20 protein-coding genes and 1 pseudogene are annotated in these 21,807 nt (G+C 57.3%); 13 read left to right on the top strand and 8 right to left on the bottom strand.

What is annotated here, in order from left to right:
* Nucleotides 1-219: 219 nt before the first annotated feature.
* The 5 genes from F0319_RS10420 (at nucleotide 220) to F0319_RS10400 (ending at nucleotide 6,566) form a co-directional block, all read left to right on the top strand.
* Entirely contained in the window at nucleotides 220-1,539 is a 1,320-nt protein-coding gene (locus F0319_RS10420; RefSeq protein ID WP_136194831.1) for an MFS transporter, read from the top strand.
* A 158-nt stretch (nucleotides 1,540-1,697) separates the two neighbouring features.
* Nucleotides 1,698-3,350 carry an MFS transporter gene (locus F0319_RS10415; protein WP_127730759.1) on the top strand — a complete coding sequence of 551 codons (1,653 nt, stop codon included), beginning with the start codon at nucleotides 1,698-1,700 and terminating at the stop codon, nucleotides 3,348-3,350.
* 22 nt (nucleotides 3,351-3,372) lie between these two features.
* A complete protein-coding gene (locus tag F0319_RS10410) occupies nucleotides 3,373-4,452 on the top strand; it encodes an HlyD family secretion protein (protein ID WP_111964667.1) in 1,080 nt (359 codons plus the stop codon).
* Nucleotides 4,452-5,831: an efflux transporter outer membrane subunit gene (locus tag F0319_RS10405; protein WP_149366854.1), complete on the top strand. Its 1,380-nt coding sequence runs from the start codon at nucleotides 4,452-4,454 to the stop codon at nucleotides 5,829-5,831. Before F0319_RS10410 ends, F0319_RS10405 begins: the two co-directional genes overlap by 1 nt.
* A 75-nt stretch (nucleotides 5,832-5,906) precedes the next feature.
* On the top strand, nucleotides 5,907-6,566 hold the full coding sequence (locus tag F0319_RS10400) for an O-methyltransferase (protein WP_149366853.1): 660 nt from the start codon (nucleotides 5,907-5,909) through the stop codon (nucleotides 6,564-6,566).
* A gap of 70 nt (nucleotides 6,567-6,636) precedes the next feature.
* On the opposite strand, the gene hrpA is transcribed toward F0319_RS10400, so the two are convergent.
* The gene (hrpA, locus tag F0319_RS10395; RefSeq protein WP_149366852.1) at nucleotides 6,637-10,539 is read right to left on the bottom strand and encodes an ATP-dependent RNA helicase HrpA; all 3,903 of its coding nucleotides are present in this window, start codon (nucleotides 10,537-10,539) and stop codon (nucleotides 6,637-6,639) included.
* Between the two features lie 205 nt (nucleotides 10,540-10,744).
* Between hrpA and azoR the strand changes: the two genes are divergently transcribed.
* Nucleotides 10,745-11,350, top strand: coding sequence for an FMN-dependent NADH-azoreductase (gene azoR / locus F0319_RS10390; RefSeq protein WP_008502313.1), 606 nt, complete (start codon nucleotides 10,745-10,747; stop codon nucleotides 11,348-11,350).
* Nucleotides 11,351-11,440: 90 nt separating this feature from the next.
* The gene (locus F0319_RS10385) at nucleotides 11,441-12,127 is read left to right on the top strand and encodes an RluA family pseudouridine synthase (RefSeq protein ID WP_149366851.1); all 687 of its coding nucleotides are present in this window, start codon (nucleotides 11,441-11,443) and stop codon (nucleotides 12,125-12,127) included.
* Between the two features lie 7 nt (nucleotides 12,128-12,134).
* On the opposite strand, the gene F0319_RS10380 is transcribed toward F0319_RS10385, so the two are convergent.
* The gene (locus tag F0319_RS10380; protein ID WP_111964672.1) at nucleotides 12,135-12,674 is read right to left on the bottom strand and encodes a DUF2058 domain-containing protein; all 540 of its coding nucleotides are present in this window, start codon (nucleotides 12,672-12,674) and stop codon (nucleotides 12,135-12,137) included.
* A 268-nt stretch (nucleotides 12,675-12,942) separates the two neighbouring features.
* Here F0319_RS10380 and F0319_RS10375 point away from each other — a divergent pair, with 268 nt between their 5' ends.
* From F0319_RS10375 to F0319_RS10355, 4 genes and pseudogenes are all read left to right on the top strand, one after another.
* Nucleotides 12,943-13,464 (top strand): DUF2778 domain-containing protein, encoded by a 522-nt coding sequence (locus F0319_RS10375; protein ID WP_111964673.1) that lies wholly within the window; start codon nucleotides 12,943-12,945, stop codon nucleotides 13,462-13,464.
* A 253-nt stretch (nucleotides 13,465-13,717) separates the two neighbouring features.
* Nucleotides 13,718-14,208 (top strand): annotated as a pseudogene (locus tag F0319_RS10365) (Hcp family type VI secretion system effector).
* Between the two features lie 173 nt (nucleotides 14,209-14,381).
* The gene (locus F0319_RS10360) at nucleotides 14,382-15,356 is read left to right on the top strand and encodes a DUF1852 domain-containing protein (protein WP_111964676.1); all 975 of its coding nucleotides are present in this window, start codon (nucleotides 14,382-14,384) and stop codon (nucleotides 15,354-15,356) included.
* A gap of 23 nt (nucleotides 15,357-15,379) precedes the next feature.
* A complete protein-coding gene (locus F0319_RS10355; protein WP_149366849.1) occupies nucleotides 15,380-16,408 on the top strand; it encodes a methionine synthase in 1,029 nt (342 codons plus the stop codon).
* A gap of 4 nt (nucleotides 16,409-16,412) precedes the next feature.
* Here the strand turns inward: F0319_RS10355 and F0319_RS10350 are convergent, their stop codons facing one another.
* Nucleotides 16,413-17,345: a LysR family transcriptional regulator gene (locus tag F0319_RS10350; RefSeq protein WP_111964678.1), complete on the bottom strand. Its 933-nt coding sequence runs from the start codon at nucleotides 17,343-17,345 to the stop codon at nucleotides 16,413-16,415.
* 95 nt (nucleotides 17,346-17,440) lie between these two features.
* On the opposite strand from F0319_RS10350, the gene F0319_RS10345 reads away from it, so the two are divergent.
* Nucleotides 17,441-17,875: a DMT family transporter gene (locus F0319_RS10345; protein ID WP_045910475.1), complete on the top strand. Its 435-nt coding sequence runs from the start codon at nucleotides 17,441-17,443 to the stop codon at nucleotides 17,873-17,875.
* 3 nt (nucleotides 17,876-17,878) lie between these two features.
* Nucleotides 17,879-18,337: a DMT family transporter gene (locus tag F0319_RS10340; RefSeq protein WP_149366848.1), complete on the top strand. Its 459-nt coding sequence runs from the start codon at nucleotides 17,879-17,881 to the stop codon at nucleotides 18,335-18,337.
* Between the two features lie 2 nt (nucleotides 18,338-18,339).
* Here the strand turns inward: F0319_RS10340 and F0319_RS10335 are convergent, their stop codons facing one another.
* Genes F0319_RS10335 through F0319_RS10315 form a run of 5 tightly spaced genes read right to left on the bottom strand, consistent with a single transcriptional unit; the run spans nucleotide 18,340 to nucleotide 21,806 of the window.
* Nucleotides 18,340-18,867, bottom strand: coding sequence for a DUF3833 domain-containing protein (locus tag F0319_RS10335; protein ID WP_111964680.1), 528 nt, complete (start codon nucleotides 18,865-18,867; stop codon nucleotides 18,340-18,342).
* Nucleotides 18,864-19,388 (bottom strand): hypothetical protein, encoded by a 525-nt coding sequence (locus tag F0319_RS10330; RefSeq protein WP_149366847.1) that lies wholly within the window; start codon nucleotides 19,386-19,388, stop codon nucleotides 18,864-18,866. Before F0319_RS10330 ends, F0319_RS10335 begins: the two co-directional genes overlap by 4 nt.
* On the bottom strand, nucleotides 19,385-19,870 hold the full coding sequence (locus tag F0319_RS10325; protein ID WP_149366846.1) for a DUF2878 domain-containing protein: 486 nt from the start codon (nucleotides 19,868-19,870) through the stop codon (nucleotides 19,385-19,387). Before F0319_RS10325 ends, F0319_RS10330 begins: the two co-directional genes overlap by 4 nt.
* Nucleotides 19,867-21,087: an SAM-dependent methyltransferase gene (locus F0319_RS10320; protein WP_149366845.1), complete on the bottom strand. Its 1,221-nt coding sequence runs from the start codon at nucleotides 21,085-21,087 to the stop codon at nucleotides 19,867-19,869. The genes F0319_RS10325 and F0319_RS10320 overlap by 4 nt, the downstream gene beginning before the upstream one ends.
* A complete protein-coding gene (locus F0319_RS10315) occupies nucleotides 21,084-21,806 on the bottom strand; it encodes a DUF1365 domain-containing protein (protein WP_149366844.1) in 723 nt (240 codons plus the stop codon). The genes F0319_RS10320 and F0319_RS10315 overlap by 4 nt, the downstream gene beginning before the upstream one ends.
* Between the last annotated feature and the right edge of the window lies 1 nt (nucleotide 21,807).

The raw sequence follows: 21,807 nt of genomic DNA, 5'->3' as shown, positions 1-21,807 counted from the left end.
CTTACAAAACATTGTATTGTGCAGACGTTATGTAAAAGCACCCGGCGCTGCTTATTTCACCGTGATCTGACCAGTTTTATCCCCCCTTCGCTTGCCAAAAACAACATCCAACCCTAAGTTGCTTAACAATTTCACAACCTTTTTCATCATCACAGGTTGCACCTGAAGCGCGCCAGGTGACACCTCTCTCTCATCATCAACGTGGCGGGGTTTCAGGTCATGACAGAACATGAAAGTACGACGACGGTATTACGAAAAAATAAAAAGGTATTAATTGCCAGCCTTACCGGGAGCGCCATTGAATGGTTTGACTATTTTCTCTACGGTACGGCGGCCGCGCTGGTCTTCAATAAGATCTTTTTCCCGATGGTCGATCCGGTGATCGGTCTCATTCTCTCGTATCTCTCTTTCTCATTAACCTTTTTTATTCGCCCCATTGGCGGGGTACTTTTCGCCCATATTGGCGACCGTATCGGACGTAAAAAAACCCTCGTTCTAACCCTCTCACTAATGGGAGGTGCAACCGTCATGATTGGTCTGCTGCCCACGTATGAGATGATTGGCCTGTGGGCTCCCGCTCTGCTGATCCTGATGCGTATCATTCAGGGGATGGGCATCGGCGGTGAATGGGGCGGCGCGCTGCTGCTGGCCTATGAATACGCGCCAGAAAAACGTAAAGGCTTCTTCGGCAGCATTCCGCAAGCGGGCGTCACCATCGGCATGCTGATGGCAACCTTTATCGTTTCGCTGATGACTCTGTTCAGCGAGGAGGATTTTCTCTCCTGGGGCTGGCGTATCCCGTTCCTGCTGAGTTCGGTTCTGGTGTTGCTCGGCCTGTGGATCCGCAAGGATATTGATGAAACGCCCGATTTTAAGAGAGTCAAAGCGTCCGGTCAGGTGGCTAAGGCCCCGCTGCGCGATACGCTGAAGCATCACTGGCGTGAAGTGCTGATCGCCGCCGGTCTGAAGGTGGTTGAAACCGCCCCCTTCTACATCTTCTCTACGTTTGTAGTGAGCTATGCCACCAGCACGCTGACCTATCAAAAATCACAGGCGCTGGAAGCCGTGACGCTGGGAGCCCTGGTGGCGACCATAATGATCCCGCTGATGGGGTTGCTCTCCGATAAGGTAGGCCGTCAGCGCATGTACGCAATCAGCGTCTTCGTGCTTGGCCTGTTTATCGTTCCGTGGTTTATGCTGCTCAATACCGGTACAACCTGGGGCATCGTGCTCGCGACGGTCATCGCCTTTGGCGTGCTGTGGGCCCCTGTCACGGCGGTACTCGGCACGCTGTGCTCTGAAATTTTCAGTGCAAACGTGCGCTACACCGGCATTACACTCGGCTATCAGCTGGGTGCCGCGCTGGCCGGCGGTACCGCCCCGCTGATTGCCACCGGCCTGCTGGCAAAATATGACGGCGACTGGGTGCCGGTGGCCTGGTATCTTGCCGTCACGGTAACCATTTCCTTAATCGCGATTTTCTGCGCCAGCCGCGTTAAGCGTGCAACACTCATCCAGGCGCAGCCCGAACGTCTCTGACCGTTCCCGGCCCGTCCTGCGGGCCGCTCTTTTTCCTTAAATTTCCCTTCACCATTTGATTAACATGCGTAAATCATATTCACTTGAATTATCATTTGCGGCAGACGTAGAATCGCTAGCCCGCTAATTATTCAATCATTTCTAAGGTAAACGACGTTATGCGCCTGCCCGAACGCGACCCTTATGCTCCTCGCGAGTGGCAGCCACATGAGAAACCCGCCCTGCTGGGTTCGCCCTCCACGCCCGAACACAGTACGCCAAAACGCATTGCCTACGGCGTCGTGGGCCTGCTGGTCTGCCTGACGGGGGCGCTGGGGAATGCGGTGGTGACCGCCAACCTGCAAAATTTGCAGGGGACATTCGGCGCCTGGTCGACCGAAATCGCATGGCTGCCCGCGGTCTATGTGATGACCAACATCTCCATTAACCTGCTGCTGGTCAAATTCCGCCAGCAGTACGGTTTGCGCGCCTTCACCGAAGGTTTTCTGGTGCTGTACGTGCTGGTCACCTTTTTCCACTTGTTCGTTAACGATCTCAGCTCGGCGCTGATGGTTCGCGCCGCGCACGGCATGGTGGCCGCCGCGCTCAGCTCGCTGGGGATTTATTACCAGATCCAGGCATGGCCTGCGAAGCACCGCCTGAAGGCGCTGACCATTGGTATCACCGGGTCGTCGCTCGCCATCCCGCTGGCGCGCCTGTTTTCAACCGAGCTGCTGCAGCTGGACGAGTGGCGCGGGCTCTATTTCTTCGAGCTGGGGCTGGCGCTGATCTCCCTGGCCTGCGTGATAGCCTTAAAACTGCCGCCGGGCGACCGGCGCAAGGTATTCGAGAAAAAAGACTTTATCACCTTCTTTTTAATGGCCCCCGGGATGGCCCTGCTCTGCGCCGTACTCTCGTTAGGCCGCCTTGACTGGTGGTTCGAAGCGCCGTGGATTGGCTGGTCGCTGGCGCTATCGCTGGTGCTGATTGTGGCGGCCATCGTCTTTGAACATAACCGCACTAACCCGCTGCTGAACACCCGCTGGCTGTCGAGCGGCAGCATCGTCCGCCTGGGGCTGATTATGCTGCTGATCCGTATCGTGCTGGCAGAGCAAAACACCGGTGTCATCGGCTGGCTGCAGTACGTAGGCTTACAGAACGAGCAGATGACGCACCTGGCGTGGTCTATTTTCGCCGGGATCGTCTGCGGAATTGTCACCAGCTGTCTCACCATCAAGCCGACGAAACTGGCGTGGCCAATTATTACCTCCCTGGCGCTGATGATTGTTGCCTCGCTGCTGGACAGCCAGTCTAACAACCTGACCCGCCCGGATCAGCTGATGGTAAGCCAGTTCCTGCTCGGCTTCGGCAGCGCCTTCTTCCTGGCGCCCGCCATGCTGGCCGCCATTGGCGGCGTGATCGCCGACCCGCGTAACCTGGTCAGCTTCTCGGTGATGTTTGGCATGAGCCAGAACCTCGGCGGCCTGCTGGGCTCCGCTATCCTCGGCACCTTCCAGACCTGGCGCGAGAAATACCACTCCAGCCTGCTGGCGGACCAGCTCACCACGCTCAACCCGCTGGTCAACGAGCGAATTCAGCTTTATACCCAGATGTATAAAAGCCTGATCGGCGACAGCGCGCTGCTGGGAACGCAGGCGATAACGCAGCTGCAAACGGTCACCGCGCTGGAGGCGAATATTCTGGCTTACAACGATACTTATCTGCTGACGGCGAGCATCGCTGCCGCCACGCTGGTCTGGATTTTATGGCGCTTGCTGCGCCTGCGCATCACTGCCCGTCTGGCGCTGAAGAACGCCACCGGCAACAAATAATTGATAGAGTTCTGGAGAGTTTATGAGTCAGCAGGATGCCGCCAAAGAGCAGGCCAACACCCGCAAAAATGTGCGCATTGTTTCCGTTTTTACCGCCGCCGCCATCGGTATTGTTGGCGTGCTGGTGATCCTTTACGCGTGGCAGTTGCCGCCGTTCACCCGCCACGCACAGTTTACCGATAATGCCTACGTGCGCGGTCAGACGACGTTTATAAGCCCGCAGGTAAACGGCTATATCACTGAGGTCAAGGTTCAGGACTTTGAGCAGGTCAAAAAAGGCGACCTGCTGGTGCAGATCGATGACCGAATCTATCGGCAGCGCGTGCATCAAGCCGAGGCGCAGCTGGCGATGAAAATTGCCGCCCTGAATAACAACCTGCAGCAGCGTAAAAGCGCCGAAGCCGTCATCGCCAAAAATGACGCCGCGCTGAAAAATGCCCGCGCCCAGAGCCTGAAAAGCCAGGCGGATTTAAAGCGGGTGAAAGAGCTGACTTCCGACGGCTCGCTTTCCATTCGCGAGCGCGACGCGGCGCTTGCCAGTGCCGCCCAGGGCAGCGCCGACATCGACCAGGCGAAAGCCGCCCTTGAGATGTCGCGTCAGGATCTGCAGACGGTGATTGTGAACCGCGGCGCGCTTGAGGCGGATGTCGAAAACGCGAAAGCGGCGCTTGAGCTGGCGCAGATTGACCTGCAAAACACCCGCATCATCGCCCCGCGCGACGGCCAGCTCGGCCAGATCGCCGTGCGTCTCGGGGCGTATGTGACCGCCGGAACCCATCTCACCACCCTTGTGCCTCCTCAGCACTGGGTCATTGCGAATATTAAAGAGACTCAGCTCGCAGAGCTGCGCGTCGGCCAGCCGGTGAAGTTCACCGTAGATGCCCTGAACAACAAAGCGTATCAGGGCCGCGTGGAGAGTATTTCCCCGGCGACCGGCGTGGAGTTCAGCGCCATCACGCCGGACAACGCCACCGGCAACTTTGTCAAAATCGCCCAGCGTATTCCGGTGCGTATTGAGGTGCTCGGTAAGCCTGAGGACTCTGCCCTGCTGCGTCCGGGCATGTCGGTACAGGTGACCATTGATACGCGGGAGGCGAAGTAATGATCCTTCGCCCGATTGCCGCGCTGGCGGCGGCGGTCATGCTGGCCGGATGCCAGTCCGTCGACGTAAAACCGGCGCAGCCGACGCTGCAAATTCCTGCGCAGTGGCGCACCGTCTCTGGCCCTGCCACCCCGGCGGAGCAGCTCTGGTGGCGCAATTTTCATGACAACCACCTCAACCGCTATGTGGATCAGGCGCTTAAGAATAACAGCGACGTGCTGATCGCCCGCGAACGAATTAACGAGTATCAGGCGCGGGTCTATGCAGCTGACGGGAGCCTGTTTCCTTCGCTTGACGCGGGCGTAACCGGGACGCGCGCCCGTTCGCAGTCCGCCGCGACCGGGCTGCCGGTCTACGGCACGCTGTACAGAGGTAGCCTGACGGCGAGCTATGACGTGGATATCTGGGGCGTCAACCGCAGCACGGCCAATGCCGCCGAGGCTTCGCTGGCGGCGCAAAAAGCCGCCGCTGCCGCCGCGGATTTGACCGTCGCGTCTTCCGTTGCATCAGGGTATGTCACCCTGCTCTCGCTTGACGAACAGCTGCGCGTGACCGAATCCACCCTGAAATCACGCGAAGAGGCGTTTAACCTCGCGAAACGTCAGTTTGAGACGGGCTACAGCTCGCGCCTGGAGCTAATGCAGTCGGATTCCGAACTGCGCTCAACGCGGGCGCAAGTTCCCTTGTTGCAGCATCAGATTGCGCAGCAGGAGAATGCCCTCAGCCTGCTGCTGGGAAGCAATCCTGGCGCGGTGGCTCGCAGTGAACGCTATAAGACGCTGACGCCCCTGAAGCTCCCGTCACAGCTGCCTTCTACGCTCCTGAACCGCAGGCCGGATATCGTCCAGGCCGAACGACAGCTGGTTGCGGCAGACGCCTCGCTTGCCGCCTCACGCGCCAGCCTGCTGCCGTCGATCAACCTGACCGCGACCGGATCGATACAGGATCGAACCCTTTCCGGCCTGCTGGACAACCCGCTTCAGCTCTGGAGCGTCGGGGGCAGTATTCTCGCCCCGCTGTTGAACCGCCAGGCGTTGAATGCGCAGGTGGATATTTCTCAGTCCCAGCGTAACCAGGCGCTCTACGCCTATGAAAAAACCGTGCGTAACGCGTTTGCCGAAGTGAACAACAGCCTTGATGCGATAAGTCGCTATCAGGAACAGCTGACGGAGCTACTTGCCCAGCAGGAGGTGGCCCAGGAGACGCTGCGCATTGCGCAGAACCGCAATCGCAACGGCTACTCCTCCTATCTGGACGTGCTGGACGCCCAGCGCACGCTGTACTCGGTTCAGACCAGCGTCGTGCAGGTGAAAAACAACCTGCTGCTGGCGCAGATTGATTTGTACAGAGCGCTGGGCGGCGGCTGGAATAGCGCGTAAACCCGGTTTGGGCGCTGATGCCCTCACCCCGGCCCTCTCCCACAGGGCCAGGAAGAAAACCCAAGGAGTCAATCTATGCAACAAAAATGGTCTGCCGTAGATAATTACATGATTTCTTCTCTTATCCCTGACGATGACGTACTGAATCAGGTTCTGGAAAACAACAAACGCGCCGGGCTCCCCGAGCACGACGTAGCGGCCAATCAGGGGCAGCTGCTGGCGCTGTTCGTGCGCATGACGCAGGCGCGGCGGATACTTGAGATCGGTACGCTGGGTGCCTACAGCTCAATCTGGATGGCGCGTGCGCTGCCGCCGGACGGTAAGCTGATTACGCTTGAGGCCGATCCCACGCATGCCCGCGTTGCGCGCGAGAATATTCAGCTTGCGGGGTTAAACGAACGCATTGGATTAATTGAGGGCCCGGCGCTGAGTTCGCTGGAAAATTTCGGCAACGTTCCCCCGTTCGACCTGATCTTTATTGATGCCGATAAGCCAAACAATCCCGGCTATCTGGAGTGGGCGCTGCACTATTCCCGCCCCGGTACGGTGATTATCGGCGATAACGTGGTGCGCGATGGCGAGGTCATTAACGGGCAAAGCGACGACGCGCGCGTGCTGGGGGTGCGGCGTTTTATTGAGATGATAGGGGATAATCCGCGTTTAACCGCCACCGCGCTGCAAACGGTGGGGGTTAAGGGATGGGATGGGTTTACGCTGGCGATTGTGAACGGGTGAAAATTGTGCGGGCTGATGCCCTCACCCCGACCCTCTCCCACAGGGAGAGGGAGAAAACCGGGCAAGGGTTTTAAGCTGAAATCTGCTCCATCGCCTGCAGAATACGCTTATCCGAAATCGGATACGGCGTACCGAGCTGCTGGGCAAAGAAGCTGACGCGCAGCTCCTCGATCATCCAGCGGATCGCCTGCACGTCTTCATCGTCGCGGCGGGCAGGCGGCAGTTTGTTGAGCCACTGCTGCCACGCCTGCTGCACGCTCTCCACTTTCAGCATCTGCGCGCGGTCGCGGTGCGGGTCGATAGCCATTTTCTCCAGCCGTTTTTCAATCGCCTGCAGATAACGCAGCGTATCGCCGAGACGATTGAAGCCGTTGCCTGTCACAAAGCCGCGGTACACCAGGCCCGCCATCTGCGCTTTAACATCCGACAGCCCGAGCGCCATGGTCATATCCACGCGCCCCTTCAGGCGCTTGTTGATATTGAACACGGTGGTGAGGATCTGCTCCACCTGCTTCGCGATGTCCACCACGGTGTCGTTCAGCTCCGCACGCACCTTTTCATGCAGCTGGGCAAAGCCCTCTTCCGTACAGACCGGGCCGCCCGCCTCGTGGATCAGTTTGTCCACACCGCAGGAGATGCAGTCGTCAATAAGATCCAGCACCTTGCCGTACGGGTTAAAGTAGAGCCCCAGCTTAGCCTTGTTCGGCAGCTTCTCGTGCAGATACTTGATCGGCGACGGGATGTTGAGCAGCAGCAGGCGACGCAGCCCGCGCCACATCATCTGCTGCTGTTCCTGCGGGTTATCAAACAGTTTGATTGCCACGCTGTCGCGCTCGTCCACCAGCGCAGGCCAGGCTTTGACCTTATAGTTGCCGCGCTTCTGCTCGTAGCTTTCCGGCAGCTGACCAAAGCTCCAGATATGCAGCCCGCTCTGCTCGATGCCGTCGTCGGCCACCGCAGACAGCGTCTCCTGGACTTTGCCTTTCAGCGCCTCTTTCAGCTCGCTCAGTGAGCGCCCTTCCAGCAGCTTTTTGTTTTTATCGTCCACCACGCGGAAGCTGATTTTCAGGTGATCGGGCACCTGATCCCAGTTCCAGTCCTCACGATCAATGGTCGTCCCGGTCATGCGGCGGAATTCGCGCTCCAGCGCGTCCAGCAGCGGCAGCTCCAGCGGCGTGACGCGGCCCAAAAACGCTTCCGCGTAGTTTGGCGCAGGCACAAAGTTGCGGCGCACCGGTTTCGGCAGGGATTTGATCAGCGCAATCACCAGCTCGCGGCGCAGGCCGGGGATTTGCCACTCGAACCCGCTCTCGTCCACCTGGTTTAACAGCGGCAGCGGAATGTGGACGGTCACGCCGTCCGCGTCTGCCCCTGGCTCAAACTGATAGGTCAGACGCAGCTTGAGGTTGCCCTGATGCCAGAAGTTCGGGTAGTCGAGCTTGCTGACCGACTCCGCGCCCTCTTTAATCAGCATGCTCTTTTCAAAGTTGAGCAGGTCCGGCGTCTCTTTGCTGGCCTTCTTCCACCAGCTGTCGAAATGGCGGGCGGAAATCACATCATGGCTGATGCGCTGGTCATAAAACTCGAACAGCGCTTCATCATCCACCAGAATGTCGCGGCGGCGGGACTTGTGCTCAAGCTCCTCCACTTCCGCGCGCAGCTTCAGGTTTTCGCGGAAGAAGGCGTGGCGCGTCTGCCAGTCACCCTCCACCAGCGCGTGGCGGATAAACAGCTCGCGGCACAGGGCCGGATCGATCTGGCTGTAGTTGACCTTACGCGCGGCGACCACCGGCAGGCCGTAAACGGTCACTTTCTCGGTCGCCATCACCGCGCCCTGCGCGCGCTCCCAGTGCGGTTCACTGTACGAGCGCTTAAGCAGATGCTGCGCCACCGGCTCCACCCATTCCGGATCGATACGGGCGGCAATGCGTCCCCACAGGCGGCTGGTTTCCACCAGCTCCGCGACCATGGTCCACTTCGGCGGCTTCTTGAAAAGGCCAGAACCCGGGAAGATGGCGAAACGGGCGTTGCGCGCGCCGGTATACTCCTGCTTCTCGGCGTCCTTCATCCCAATGTGGGACAGCAGGCCGGTCAGCAGCGCGATATGGATTTCGCGGTACTCCGCCGGTTCGCTGTTCACCGGAATGCCCAGCTCTTTCACCACCTGGCGCAGCTGGGTATAGATATCCTGCCACTCGCGCACGCGCAGGTAGTTGAGGAAATCCACCCGGCACTGGCGGCGGAACTGGTTCGAAGAGAGCGCCTTCTGCTGCTCGCCGAGGTAGTTCCACAGGTTCACGAAGGCGAGGAAATCGGACTCTTTGTCGTGGAAGCGACGGTGCTTTTCGTCCGAGGCCTGCTGTTTGTCCATCGGACGCTCGCGCGGATCCTGAATGGAGAGCGCCGAGGTAATGATCATCGCCTCGCGCACGCAGCCGTGCTTTTGCGCTTCCAGCACCATACGCGCCAGGCGCGGGTCGACCGGGAGCTGGCTGAGCTGGCGGCCCAGCGGCGTCAGCTTATAAACCGTCGCCTGCTCGTCGGTGGTAATCGCCCCGAGCTCTTCCAGCAGACGCACGCCGTCCTGAATGTTGCGTTTATCCGGCGCTTCGACGAACGGAAACGCCGCGATGTCGCCCAGCCCCAGGGCGGTCATCTGCAGGATAACGGACGCCAGGTTGGTGCGCAGAATTTCCGGGTCGGTAAACTCCGGGCGCGACAGGAAATCGTCTTCGGAATAGAGACGAATGCAGATCCCTTCCGACACGCGGCCGCAGCGGCCCTTACGCTGGTTAGCAGACGCCTGCGAAACGGGCTCAATCGGCAGCCGCTGGACCTTGGTGCGGTAGCTGTAGCGGCTGATGCGCGCCGTACCCGGGTCGATCACGTATTTAATGCCCGGCACGGTGAGCGAGGTTTCCGCCACGTTGGTCGCCAGGACGATGCGGCGTCCGCTGTGCGGCTGGAAGACGCGGTTCTGTTCGCTGTTGGACAGGCGGGCATACAGCGGCAGGATCTCGGTGTGGCGCAGGTCGCGCTTGCTGAGCGCGTCGGCGGTATCGCGGATTTCGCGTTCGCCGCTCATGAAGATCAGGATGTCGCCCGCGCTTTCGTTACCCAGCTCGTCAACGGCATCGAAGATGGCCTGCAGCTGGTCGCGCTCGGTATCATCCGCCTCTTCCACAATCGGGCGATAGCGCACTTCAACCGGATACGTCCGCCCAGACACCTCAATAATCGGCGCATTGTTGAAGTGCTTCGAGAAGCGTTCCGGGTCGATGGTCGCGGAGGTGATGATCACTTTCAGATCCGGGCGACGCGGCAGCAGCTCTTTCAGGTAGCCGAGCAGGAAGTCGATGTTCAGGCTGCGCTCGTGCGCTTCATCGATGATGATGGTGTCGTACTGCATCAGCAGGCGATCCTGCTGAATTTCCGCCAGCAGAATACCGTCGGTCATCAGCTTGACCATGGTGTTATCGCTCACGTGGTCGCTGAAGCGCACCTTGTAGCCGATGCAGCCGCCCGGCTCCGTCTGCAGCTCTTCGGCAATACGGTTGGCGACGGTGCGCGCCGCCAGACGACGCGGCTGGGTATGGCCAATCAGGCCTTTTATCCCGCGGCCCAGCTCCATACAGATTTTCGGCAGCTGGGTGGTTTTCCCCGAACCGGTTTCACCCGCGACAATCACCACCTGGTGGTCGCGGACGGCCTCAAGGATGTCCTGTTTTTTCTGGCTGACGGGCAGGTTTTCCGGGTAGGTAATCGCCGGTCGCGCGGCTTCGCGCAGCAAGACTTTCCCTGCCGCCTGTTCAATCTCTTTCGCCATCTCCTGGTAAATGGCCTGCTGAGCATCAGGATTTTTAACCTTCTTAACGCCGTGCAGACGACGGGCGAAACGCTGTTTGTCGCGCAGCATCAGAGAATCGAGCTGTTGCAGGAGCATCGGGAAGGTGAATTTTTGTTGTTCTGTCATAACGTTAAAGGGAGCTACACGCCCTGATAAATTCTCTTTTTAATGATTGCTATAGAGTACCACAATGACGCCTTTCGCGCCTTATTCAAAAAATTCGAACATAGGCTTCGATATATTGCGCTATCTCTATGGCAGGATTGTGAATAGAGTGTCAACAAGCAACGGGGCAACCCCCTTCAATCAAATGCAAAAACAGGAATCACCCATGAGCAAAGTATTAGTTTTGAAATCCAGTATTCTGGCAGGGTACTCTCAGTCTGGTCAGCTGTCTGATTACTTCGTTGAACAGTGGCGTGAACAGCATTCTGCTGACGAAATCACCGTGCGTGACCTGGCTGCAAACCCAATTCCTGTACTGGATGGCGAGCTGGTTGGCGCGCTGCGCCCAAGCGATGCACCGCTGAGCCCACGTCAGCAGGAAGCCCTGGCGCTCTCTGACGAGCTGATTGCCGAGCTGCAGGCGCACGACGTTATCGTCATCAACGCCCCGATGTACAACTTCAACATCCCTACCCAGCTGAAGAACTACTTCGACCTGGTGGCACGCGCTGGCGTAACCTTCCGTTACACCGAGAATGGCCCTGAAGGTCTGGTGAAAGGCAAACGTGCGATCGTACTGACCAGCCGTGGCGGCATCCATAAAGACACCCCAACCGACCTGGTTGCGCCGTACCTGAGCCTGTTCCTGGGCTTCATCGGCATCACTGACGTGAACTTCGTGTTCGCTGAAGGCATCGCCTACGGTCCTGAAGTGGCGACCAAAGCGCAGACCGACGCGAAAGCCGCTATCGACAGCCTGGTTGCAGCGTAAGACTTCACCCTCTCACCGCCCGGTGGGAGGGTTTTTCTTTTCCCCCGCATTTCGTTATCATCCGCTCCCACTCTCCAGCCGGGCGACCTGATGTCTGCGATCATTGATTCTTTTATTGCCCCACCGTGTCACGATGACATTCAGATCCTCTGGCAGGATGAACATCTGCTGCTGATCGATAAGCCTTCCGGCCTGCTCAGCCTCTCGGGAAAAAATCCGCAAAACCTTGATTCCGTTCACTATCGTCTGGTCCAGAGCTTCCCCGGCTGCACGCTGGTACACCGCCTGGACTTCGGCACGTCCGGGCTGATGGTGGTTGCGCGCAATAAGACCATCAACGCGGCACTGTGCCAGCAGTTCAGCCAGCGTAGCGTGGAGAAAGTCTACAGCGCCTTGCTTTGCGGACATGTGGAAAATGACGAAGGTGTAATCGATGCGCCGATTGCCAAAGACCCGGCGCTGTTCCCGCTGATGTCGATCTGCGCCATCACCGGGAAACCCGCCCGCTCCCGCTATCGGGTGGTGGAACGGTTTTATCAGGAGACGGGACTGCCGTTAACGCGGGTTGAACTTACTCCGGAGACCGGGCGAACCCATCAGCTGCGTATTCACTGCCAGCGGCTGGGGCACCCGATTCTGGGCTGCGATCTGTATGGTGGTCTTGACGTACCGGGCGCTGAAGGAACGCCCCGGCTGATGCTGCATGCCAGCGAGCTGAATTTTATTCATCCCATGAGCGGAGAGCCGGTTAACGCCCGTCACGCCGCCCCGTTCTGAACGCGTTTTACCACATCAAATCGTCAGGGATTTTGAAGTCCGCGTACGGATCGTCTTCGTCCTGCTCTTCCTGGCTGAGCGCGCTGTTTAACACGATGCTGTCGGCATCGCGCTGGGCAATTTTATCGGCCACCACCGCCGGGATAATTGCATATTCGCAGTCGCCGCTGGCGTTAATCACCAGACGGGCAATCGCCAGACGACCGTTGATCAGCTGAGCCTGGGTTTGCTTGTCGACTTCGATTTTTTTGATCAGATTACCGTCGGTGAAGTTAAAGGTGATGTTGCCTTTCGCCACGGTGATGCGGTTCATCTCAATCAGCTGCTTCACCTGCGCCTTAAACTCTTTCGCCATCACGGCCTGCTTCTGCTGCTCGCTCAGCAGTTTGTCACGCTCGATCTGCGCCTTCTTGTTCTCTTCTACCGCTTCCCGAGCCTCACGCGCCTGAACGCGTGATTTCTTTGCCGTGCGCTGCACTTTCGCCGCTTTCTTGCTGCTGACCAGGCCCGCTTTCAGCATCTGCTCTTGTAAGGTGAGTTTTGTCATGATTGTTTCTAAACCGGTTGGAAATTTTGGGGATTATAGCGGGAATTGCGGAGCGTGTGCCAGAGAAGTAGGCATGGCGTTTTGTTGCCTGACCCTTGTTTATTATTTATTCAGCGTTTACTAACGTTACAGCCGCAAAAGAGATTAAAAATTGTCAGGTCATTATCTTAAAAAAAATTAGCAGCGCAGAAATATGATGTGAGTTGAATATCTGTACCCACATCAGGCGTAGGCTGCCTTTGTCTAATTAAAAGACTAAGGAGAAAATATGGCCTTAAAAGGAACAATGCTGCTTAACGGTGCTGACTATGCGCCTTTTAACCTGCACGGCGTTGGCGTGTTTATGGCGCATTCCGGGCAGGGAATTTACAGAAACAATGGATTATGTGGTGCTGTTAAAGGCTCAGGTCCAATTCCTCCAGGGAAATACTGGATTGTTGACAGAGGGACTGGAGGTTTCTTTTCGGGGTTAAAAGCGAAGGTTCAGGATCGGTGGAACAAGGTTAGATCCGGGGCAGAATTTGGCCGCGATGAGTGGTTTGCTTTATACAAGGATGACTGGGGAATCGATGATGGCACCTGGATTGATAACGTCTATCGGGGTTTATTTCGGCTGCATCCGGGTACGCTATCTGAGGGATGTATCACGATTGCCCATGATTCTGATTACGCATTGATCCGCAATGCTCTGATGAGTACGGACCTTATTCAGGTTCCCTGTATGCGTTCACTGATGGCACGCGGCTGGGTTGAGGTGATTGAAAGTGGCTACACCAACACTTGTCCGTAAATGGGGCATCAGGCTATTCAAAACGGTCTGGTTTCTATGCATCAGCATTATAGTAGGCCGCATATTGGGGCCCGCTGAACGCTATCTTGATCATGACGTGGCCTCATTTATATGTGATTTTATTTATGGCGACGTGAATGCTGAAACAATATATGACACATATGCCAATATCGATATTTTAATTGTACTGACCCTCGCGACTATTATTTATCGCTTAACAATACTGCTACTCAATAAAACAAGGAAATAAAGAATGCCAATTCCTCCCTACATGTGGCTAAAAGACGATGGTGGAGCAGATATTAAAGGTTCCGTTGATGTTCAGGACCGTGAAGGTAGCATTGAGATCATAGGGCTGAGTTATGCCTTAACCTACCGGTAGACAGCGCTAACGGCAAGATCACCGGCACGCGACAACACTCATCCATGCGGATTGAAAAGGAGGTTGATAGCTCCACGCCCTATCTCTATAAAGCAGCATCTACCGGTCAGGCGCTTAAAAGCGCTGAAATCAAGTTCTATCATATTAATGATGCCGGACAGGAAGTCTGTTATTACACCGTGTTGATGGAGAACGTAAAGGTTACTGGTGTTAACTGCAGCGTGCCGAACGTGAAGATCGCTTCTAACGATAAAATAAACCATGTTGAAAGCGTAAGTCTGCAGTACGAAAAAATCACCTGGCGCATTGTCGATGGCAACATCATGCACAGTGACGCCTGGAACGAACGTCCTACAGCATAACGCTAAGGGGCGCGATGCCCCTTATTCTTACTATGCCAGCCTTTGCGCAATCCTGTTCATGAACTTCCCTCATGTTGCAGTGAAATTAAGTCACTTCCCCTGCGCCGCGGGCTCAGGCATAAATTATGCATTGGTAACTTCTTAGCAACATGAACTTAGGATGCATAACCACAATGAGCAAAGCTTTCACATATACCCTTAAGCGCAGTTGCTTCGATGAGAATTACAACCCGTCTGAAAATACGCGTACGACCACCAACTTTGCCAACCTGGCGCGCGGGGAAAAACGTCAGGAAAACCTGCGCAATACGCTGGTGATGATAAACAACCGCTTCAACGCTCTGGCGCGCTGGGATAACCCAAACGCCGATCGCTATGCGGTTGAGCTTGAAATCATCTCTGTCGATTTGAACATTGGAGCGGAAAAACCGTTCCCGGCTATTGAGATACTGCAAACCACTATTGTCGACAAGAAAAACAACCTGCGCATCCCTGGCATCGTCGGGAATAACTTCTCGTCTTACGTGCGGGATTATGATTTCAGCGTCCTGCTGCTGGAGCACAACAAGAACCAGCAGCACTTCAGCATTCCGGAAAAGTTTGGCGAACTGCACGGTAATATTTTCCGCCATTTTGTGAGTTCACCGGAATACAAAGAGAACTTCACAAAAGGACCGGTGATTTGCCTGAGCGTATCCAGCAAAGATACCTATCGCCGCACCGGCAACCAGCACCCCGTGCTGGGCGTGGAGTATCAGCCGGACGGCGAGTCGCTAACGGAACAGTACTTCGCGAAGATGGGCCTGAGCGTGCGCTACTTTATGCCGGAACACAGCGTGGCGCCGTTCGCCTTCTTCTTCACCGGGGATTTGCTGAGTGATTACTCCGATCTCGAACTGATTGCCACCATCAGCACGATGGAGACGTTCCAGAAGATCTATCGCCCGGAGATTTATAACGCCAACTCGGCGGCCGGGCTGTGCTACCGACCGGATCTGAACCAGCAGGATCACTCCTTAACCAAAATTGTGTATGACCGGGAAGAGCGAAGCCGTCTGGCGATTGAACAGGGTCGGTTTACCGAAGAATACTTCATTAAGCCTTACAAACACATTCTTGAGCAGTGGTCTGATAACTACACGCTTTAAAACATTAAAAAAGGTCTTTTATTATGAAAACATTGCTCCCGACTTCTACCGCTGGCAGCCTGCCAAAGCCGACCTGGCTTGCGCAACCTGAAACGCTGTGGTCACCCTGGAAATTACAGGATCAGGAACTTCTGGCGGGCAAGCAGGATGCGCTGCGCCTGTCTCTGGATGAGCAGATCCGTGCGGGAATCGATATCGTCAGCGACGGGGAACAGACCCGTCAGCACTTCGTCACCACCTTCATTGAACACCTGAGCGGCGTTGATTTTGAGAACCGCCAAACGGTTCGCATTCGTAACCGCTATGACGCCAGCGTGCCGACCGTAGTTTCTGCGGTTGCGCGCCAGAAACCGGTCTTCGTCGACGATGCCAGGTATCTGCGTCAGCTCACGGACAAGCCTATCAAATGGGCCCTGCCGGGGCCGATGACCATGATCGACACCCTTTACGACGCGCACTATAAAAGCCGCGAAAAGCTGGCCTGGGAATTCGCTAAAATCCTCAACCAGGAAGCGCGTGAGTTAGAGGCCGCGGGCGTGGATATTATCCAGTTCGACGAACCGGCGTTTAACGTCTTTTTTGACGAGGTCAACGACTGGGGCATCGCCGCGCTGGAGCGCGCCATTGAAGGGCTGAAGTGCGAGACCGCGGTCCACATCTGCTACGGCTACGGCATCAAGGCCAATACCGACTGGAAAAAGACGCTGGGATCCGAGTGGCGCCAGTACGAAGAGGCCTTCCCTAAGCTGCAGACCTCTAACATCGACATCATCTCCCTGGAGTGCCACAACTCCCGCGTGCCGATGGATCTGCTGGAGCTGATCCGAGGTAAAAAAGTGATGGTCGGCGCGATTGACGTAGCAACCAACGCCGTTGAAACGCCGGAGGAAGTGGCCGATACGCTGCGAAAAGCGCTGCAGTTTGTCGATGCGGACAAGCTTTATCCGTCAACCAACTGCGGCATGGCTCCCCTCTCCCGTCAGGTGGCTAACGGCAAGCTGAGAGCACTCAGCGCTGGCGCAGAGATTATCCGCAGAGAGCTTGGCGCGTAATCCCTTACGTTTGCCAGTAAAGCGGCGTACCAAAACGCTCAACGTAATAATCAATTACCGCCCTGACGTTCAGGGGCGGATGTCGGGCATCAGGGTAGATCGCCGCGATCGCCTGCTGTTCCGTATTGATGGCACACTCCAGCGCGGGCAGGAGCGGAATCAGCTCACCGCGCTGGAGCGGCTCGCTCACCAGCCAGTCCGGAAACAGTACAATCCCCATCCCGCCCCGCGCCGCAGCCAGCAGCGCTTCCGCATTATTCGAGGTCATCAATGGCGTCACGGGATAATGCGTCCACGCCTCGCCCGCCCTGCGCAACAGCCAGCGGTTAGGCCCTGACGATCCGCGATAGACCAGACAGTGATGGCGATTCAGATCGTCCGGCCCTTCAGGCGCACCGTGTCGGCGCACGTAGCCAGGCGACGCCGCAAGATGATACACCTGCTGCCCGAACACCCGCGCGTGAAAAGATGAGTCCGTTAGCACGCCAATCCGGAAGATAACGTCGGCGGCATCCCGGTGCGGGTCGATAAAATCATCGGTCAGCGTCAGCTCTACGCTCAGGCGGGGATAGCGTTCCGACAGGCCGGGAAGGCCGGGCGCAATGTGCTTCTGGCCGAAAAACACCGGTCCGTTAATGCGGATCGCACCGGACGGTTCCACCGCACGCGCGTCCAGCTCCCGGCGCGCCTCTTCCAGGTTTTCCGCCATTGACCGGGCGTAGCGAATAAACAGATGACCGCTTTCCGTGGGAATGACGGCCCGCGTATTGCGATAGAAAAGCTGCTGCCCGAGCGCATCCTCAAGCTGGTGGATCACGCGCGATATCTGCGAGGCCGATATCCCCTGCCGCCGCGCCACGACGGAGAAGTTCTGCGCTTCATACACGTCGATAAAGATCAGCAGCGCGCGGATGTTAATGTTGCTGGCGTCAACCATTAATGCATTTCTCGCAAAGGTGTTTACTGCATTATGGCATTTTTCTCATTGAACAACCCACGTAATCTTCTTCGCCTGAAAAGGGAGGAAGAAAAATGCAGTTTGTTTTGATTTTACTGGTGATTGCTGGCGGGATGGGCCTCTCCGTCGAGGCGGGGCTGCTGGGACCGCTGGGTGGAAAGGTCGGGGATTTATGGGCGACGTTCAGTATTTTTGGCGTCGGTGCCGCGCTAACGTTTCTGCTGATGCTGTTTTTCAGCCCGCGCAACAGCCCGTCGTTTTTCGCACAGCCCGGCTGGCAGCTGCTCGGCGGCGTGCTCGGTCCGGTATACGTGGTCATCCTGACCGTGGCGACACCCACCATCGGCATCGCCATGACGATGATTGGCATTCTGGCCGGCCAGGTCTTTAAAAGCCTGATCATTGACCACTATGGTCTGCTGGGTTCGCCGCACAGGAAGATAAACGCAAAGCGCATTATTGCACTGGGGTTCATTATTGCAGCACTGGTTCTGGTCGCACAGGGGTAACGTATGACACTGATTATGATTCTTCTGGCCGTCTGCGGCGGCGCAACGCTGAGCATTCAGGCCGCCATTAACGGCCAGCTCGGCAGCAGCGTGGGGGTATTTAAAAGCGCGTTTCTGACCTTCTCCGTCGGCGCGCTGGTGACCGCCCTGCTGATTTTCTTCTTTGAGCCTAAGCAGGCCGTCAGCCTGCTGGACGTGCCGAAATGGCAGCTTCTCGGGGCAATGTTTGGCGTGCCTTATATTGTGATTATGGTCGTGGCCGTGCAGCGCATCGGCACCGCCGTCGCCACGGTGGCGGTGATATTCGGCCAGCTCACCATGAGCATGTTAATTGATAACTTTGGCTGGCTGGGTAATGCCGCTATTCCCTTTTCGCCGAGCCGTCTGGGGGCGGTAGTCTGCCTGGGGATTGCTCTCTGGTTCATCTACTCGGGCAGTAAAATTCACAGCACCCGCGACTAGACTCATGTCTTACGGGTAAAGAACAGCGTTACCGTGGCGACGGTGACGCCCAGCTTCTTCATCTCGGTTTTATTAAACAGATGGTTCTCGTCCTGCAGGTACATCCAGTCGTCAAAGTTCAGTAGCCAGGTGCTGCCGTTGGCCTTCACGTTCATGCTGTAATGCCAGTTGAACGCGTTGCCTGCGGCCTGCCCCGTTGCTACCCCTTCAATATCCCCCGCCGTGCCCTCATAGCGATCGTTCCCCAGGCGCCGGATATGCCAGACTCGCTGCTGCTTCTCACCGTCGTCATAAACGAAGTGCTCGTTGAGCGTCAGCGTATCGCCAATCACATCCCCGGCAATCTCAACGTGAAAGCGACGGATCTGCTTGCCGCTGCGATCCTGCACCATCCCCCACGCTTCAGTTTTACCCTGGAAGTAGTGGAAGATATCCAGCCGCGGCTGCTGCTGGCGGTACTCGGTCACCTCCGTGCTACAGCCCGCCAGAAGCATCGTCAATGCCAGCGCCATCATCAGGAAACGTTTCATTTTTGGCCTCCGATTAACTGCTGACGCAGTTCAGGGTATTGCGTGCGGGGATCGAGCCAGATGGCCAGAAAGCGGGTGCTGAACGCTTCTGACTGGCGTGGTCCCAGGGGAATAAAGGTTTTCTGAAGGGTCGGATCGCGATACCAGAACTGCCCCTGCTTATCGTTGAGAACAAACGCCAGCTGTGAGCCCTGTCGGACATCAGGCCACAGCGACTGGAGCATCCGCAGCCAGGCTTCGCTTTGCGCTTCCTGCGCCAGGATACCCTGCGCCTGCCACTGGTCGCGGGTCGCCTCGACCAGTTCATCGCGATCGATGTCGCGCGCATAGGTAATTATCAGCGCCTGATCCTGGTTCTCCCGACCGTAACGCCCGTCCGGAGTACGCAGCTGGGAGGTATAGACCGTGAACGGCCCCCAGGTAAGCGTGGCGTCGCCCACCTTCCGCCACGCCAGCCAGTCGGCGGCCAGGGCAACGGGAACAACCAGCGTCAGACAAAGCAGCAAAACCGCAGCTCTCATTTTTGTCTCCCCATCAGCAGGTGGAAAAACAGCATCAACACCAGCCAGCCCGGCGCCATCCAGCTGATGACGATAAAGGTCGGCTCCAGAAACGTGATGGCACCCAGCCGCTCGCCAATCAGGTACGCTACCGGGCCTCCCACGGCGGCAAGCAGGGTCAGCAGCCAGCCGGGCAACGTGGTGGTGCGCGTAAGCTGCGTCCAGACGGTGGCAAACATCAGCCACAATGCCACCATCCATAGCGGCATCAGGGAGTCGCCCGTAAAGGCAATCAGTCCCGTCAGCGCCCAGAGCGTATCCAGCAAACTTCCCGCCGCGGCCAGCCCAATGGCGTAAAAACGGTATACAGACGGCAAAAGCAGGCATGCCAGAACCGCCAGCGCGAGCCAGATAATCAGGCCCTTTTCGCGAAAGAGCACCACCAGCGTCCAGTAAAGATCGAACGCGACGGCCAGCAGAAAGACCTGAAGATATCGTTTCATACGCGCTCGGCGGTCAGCTGCACCACGCTGATGGTGCGGGCGTTAAACCCGGCTTCGCAGTAGCCAAAGTAGTACAGCCACATGCGGCGGAACCGTTCATCGAAGCCGAGCTTTTCAATATCCTGCCAGGCGTGGACAAAGCGCTGCCGCCAGTGGGCCAGCGTGCGGGCGTAGTCCGGTCCCATGTCGAAAAGATTGCGCACCACGAAATCGGTGTGGCGCGTCATCAGCTCGTTCATCGCGGTGATGCTCGGCAGGAAGCCGCCGGGGAAGATGTAGCGCTGGATAAAATCGACGCTTTTGCTGTAGTCGCGATAGCGCTGGTCCTGAATCGTGATGGCCTGAATCGCCATCCGTCCTCCCGGGCGCAGCCGCGCCTGGCAGGTACGGAAGAACGTGGGCAGATAGCGCTGCCCGACGGCTTCAATCATCTCTATCGAGACCAGCTTGTCGTACTGTCCGGTGAGGTCGCGATAGTCGCAGAGCAGCACCTCGACCCGATCCTGCAGTCCGGCGCGCGCAATTCGCTCGGTCGCCCAGACGTATTGCTCCTGTGACAGCGTGGTGGTAGTCACCCGACAGCCATAATGACGGGCCGCGTATTCCGCCATCGCGCCCCAGCCGGTACCGATTTCCAGCAGGTGGTCATTCGGTTCTAGCATTAACTGGTCACACAGGCGCGCCATTTTGGCCTGCTGGGCCGCCGTCAGATCCTGCTCGTCCTCCGTAAACAAGGCGCTGGAATAGAGCAGCTCTTTATCCAGAAAATGGGCATAGAAGGTATTGCCCAGATCGTAGTGAGCGGCAATATTTTCACGCGCCTGCGCGCGGGAGTTACGCCGCGTCCAGTGGCGCAGACGCTCCAGCGGCCTGCCGAACAGGCGGAACCCGTTTTCCAGACGGCCAAGCACCTCGCCGTTGAGCGCCAGCAGTTCCAGAAGCGGCGTAAGGTGGGTGGTTTCCCATTCGCCGTCCATCCAGGCTTCTGCGGCAGCAAGGCTACCGCCCGTTAAGACGCGCCAGTATACGCCGGGCGTGAGGATTTGTACGTCGGCGTGCAGCGCGGAGGATGTCTCGCCAAAATGGAAGGTCTGCGCCCCTTCACGCAGGGTGAGCGAGCCGCCGCGGATACCGCTTAACAGACGAAAAAGCAGCCAGCGCGCGATGCGCACGTTGCGCGGGATATCGGGTTCTAACGCAAAGACGGGATCGGTCATGAGCGTTCACTCCTGCTGACGGGGTGGTTATACAGCGGCACGCGCTTGAGCCAGAGCCGCAGCGCCTGCCAGTAAATGGCAAAAACGGTTTTCAGGGTCATGAGTGGGATACGCACCAAAAGCCCACGCAGCGCGGGGCGCGTCAAAGGCTCCCGGCGCAGCGCCAGCGTGGCGTCAAAGACCTTCGCTTCCTGATGATTTTCAATGTGCATATGCAGCGTGTTATCCGGGTCGTTAAAGCGCCAGTGGTAGATCATGTCCATTGGATTGAAGGGGGAAACGTGAAACGCTTTTTCCGTGGGCTGTGCATTCTGTCCGTTGACGGCATAGTAATGACGTTCATTCCACGGCGTGTTGCGGACCTCCGCCAGCACCCAGCGCAGCGTCTCCTTCTCGTCATAGCAGTAGTAAAAGTTGACCGGATTGAAATGAAAGCCGAAATAGCGCAGCTGCGTCAGGAGCATGACCCGCCCGTCCGGACGTTCTCCGGTCAGGCTCTCCAGCCTGCTGAGCACGTTCTCTTTAAGCGGCGTGCCGAGCGGATAGTCCGCGTCGTGGAACGAGGCGGCGGCAAAGCGATTGTGCCGTACGCCGACGGACGGCAGCAGCGGCAGTTCATCGAGATCCAGCCAGGCCATAAAGACGCTGTAGCTGAATTCGTGTTTTTTCGGCTGGAGGCGGCGGTGGCGTAATACGCCGTGGTAGAGGCAGCTGTTCATC

Source organism: Enterobacter vonholyi, from assembly GCF_008364555.1.
In the GTDB taxonomy this organism is placed as follows: domain Bacteria; phylum Pseudomonadota; class Gammaproteobacteria; order Enterobacterales; family Enterobacteriaceae; genus Enterobacter; species Enterobacter vonholyi.
The sequence above is the reverse complement of the archived record's forward strand: the minus strand, read 5'-3'. Positions and strand labels throughout refer to the sequence as shown.

Coding starts and splice junctions, on each gene's coding strand:
- F0319_RS10420 (WP_136194831.1), top strand. CDS start 220: ATGACAGAACATGAAAGTACGACGACGGTATTACGAAAAAATAAAAAG.
- F0319_RS10415 (WP_127730759.1), top strand. CDS start 1,698: ATGCGCCTGCCCGAACGCGACCCTTATGCTCCTCGCGAGTGGCAGCCA.
- F0319_RS10410 (WP_111964667.1), top strand. CDS start 3,373: ATGAGTCAGCAGGATGCCGCCAAAGAGCAGGCCAACACCCGCAAAAAT.
- F0319_RS10405 (WP_149366854.1), top strand. CDS start 4,452: ATGATCCTTCGCCCGATTGCCGCGCTGGCGGCGGCGGTCATGCTGGCC.
- F0319_RS10400 (WP_149366853.1), top strand. CDS start 5,907: ATGCAACAAAAATGGTCTGCCGTAGATAATTACATGATTTCTTCTCTT.
- hrpA (WP_149366852.1), bottom strand. CDS start 10,539: ATGACAGAACAACAAAAATTCACCTTCCCGATGCTCCTGCAACAGCTC.
- azoR (WP_008502313.1), top strand. CDS start 10,745: ATGAGCAAAGTATTAGTTTTGAAATCCAGTATTCTGGCAGGGTACTCT.
- F0319_RS10385 (WP_149366851.1), top strand. CDS start 11,441: ATGTCTGCGATCATTGATTCTTTTATTGCCCCACCGTGTCACGATGAC.
- F0319_RS10380 (WP_111964672.1), bottom strand. CDS start 12,674: ATGACAAAACTCACCTTACAAGAGCAGATGCTGAAAGCGGGCCTGGTC.
- F0319_RS10375 (WP_111964673.1), top strand. CDS start 12,943: ATGGCCTTAAAAGGAACAATGCTGCTTAACGGTGCTGACTATGCGCCT.
- F0319_RS10360 (WP_111964676.1), top strand. CDS start 14,382: ATGAGCAAAGCTTTCACATATACCCTTAAGCGCAGTTGCTTCGATGAG.
- F0319_RS10355 (WP_149366849.1), top strand. CDS start 15,380: ATGAAAACATTGCTCCCGACTTCTACCGCTGGCAGCCTGCCAAAGCCG.
- F0319_RS10350 (WP_111964678.1), bottom strand. CDS start 17,345: ATGGTTGACGCCAGCAACATTAACATCCGCGCGCTGCTGATCTTTATC.
- F0319_RS10345 (WP_045910475.1), top strand. CDS start 17,441: ATGCAGTTTGTTTTGATTTTACTGGTGATTGCTGGCGGGATGGGCCTC.
- F0319_RS10340 (WP_149366848.1), top strand. CDS start 17,879: ATGACACTGATTATGATTCTTCTGGCCGTCTGCGGCGGCGCAACGCTG.
- F0319_RS10335 (WP_111964680.1), bottom strand. CDS start 18,867: ATGAAACGTTTCCTGATGATGGCGCTGGCATTGACGATGCTTCTGGCG.
- F0319_RS10330 (WP_149366847.1), bottom strand. CDS start 19,388: ATGAGAGCTGCGGTTTTGCTGCTTTGTCTGACGCTGGTTGTTCCCGTT.
- F0319_RS10325 (WP_149366846.1), bottom strand. CDS start 19,870: ATGAAACGATATCTTCAGGTCTTTCTGCTGGCCGTCGCGTTCGATCTT.
- F0319_RS10320 (WP_149366845.1), bottom strand. CDS start 21,087: ATGACCGATCCCGTCTTTGCGTTAGAACCCGATATCCCGCGCAACGTG.
- F0319_RS10315 (WP_149366844.1), bottom strand. CDS start 21,806: ATGAACAGCTGCCTCTACCACGGCGTATTACGCCACCGCCGCCTCCAG.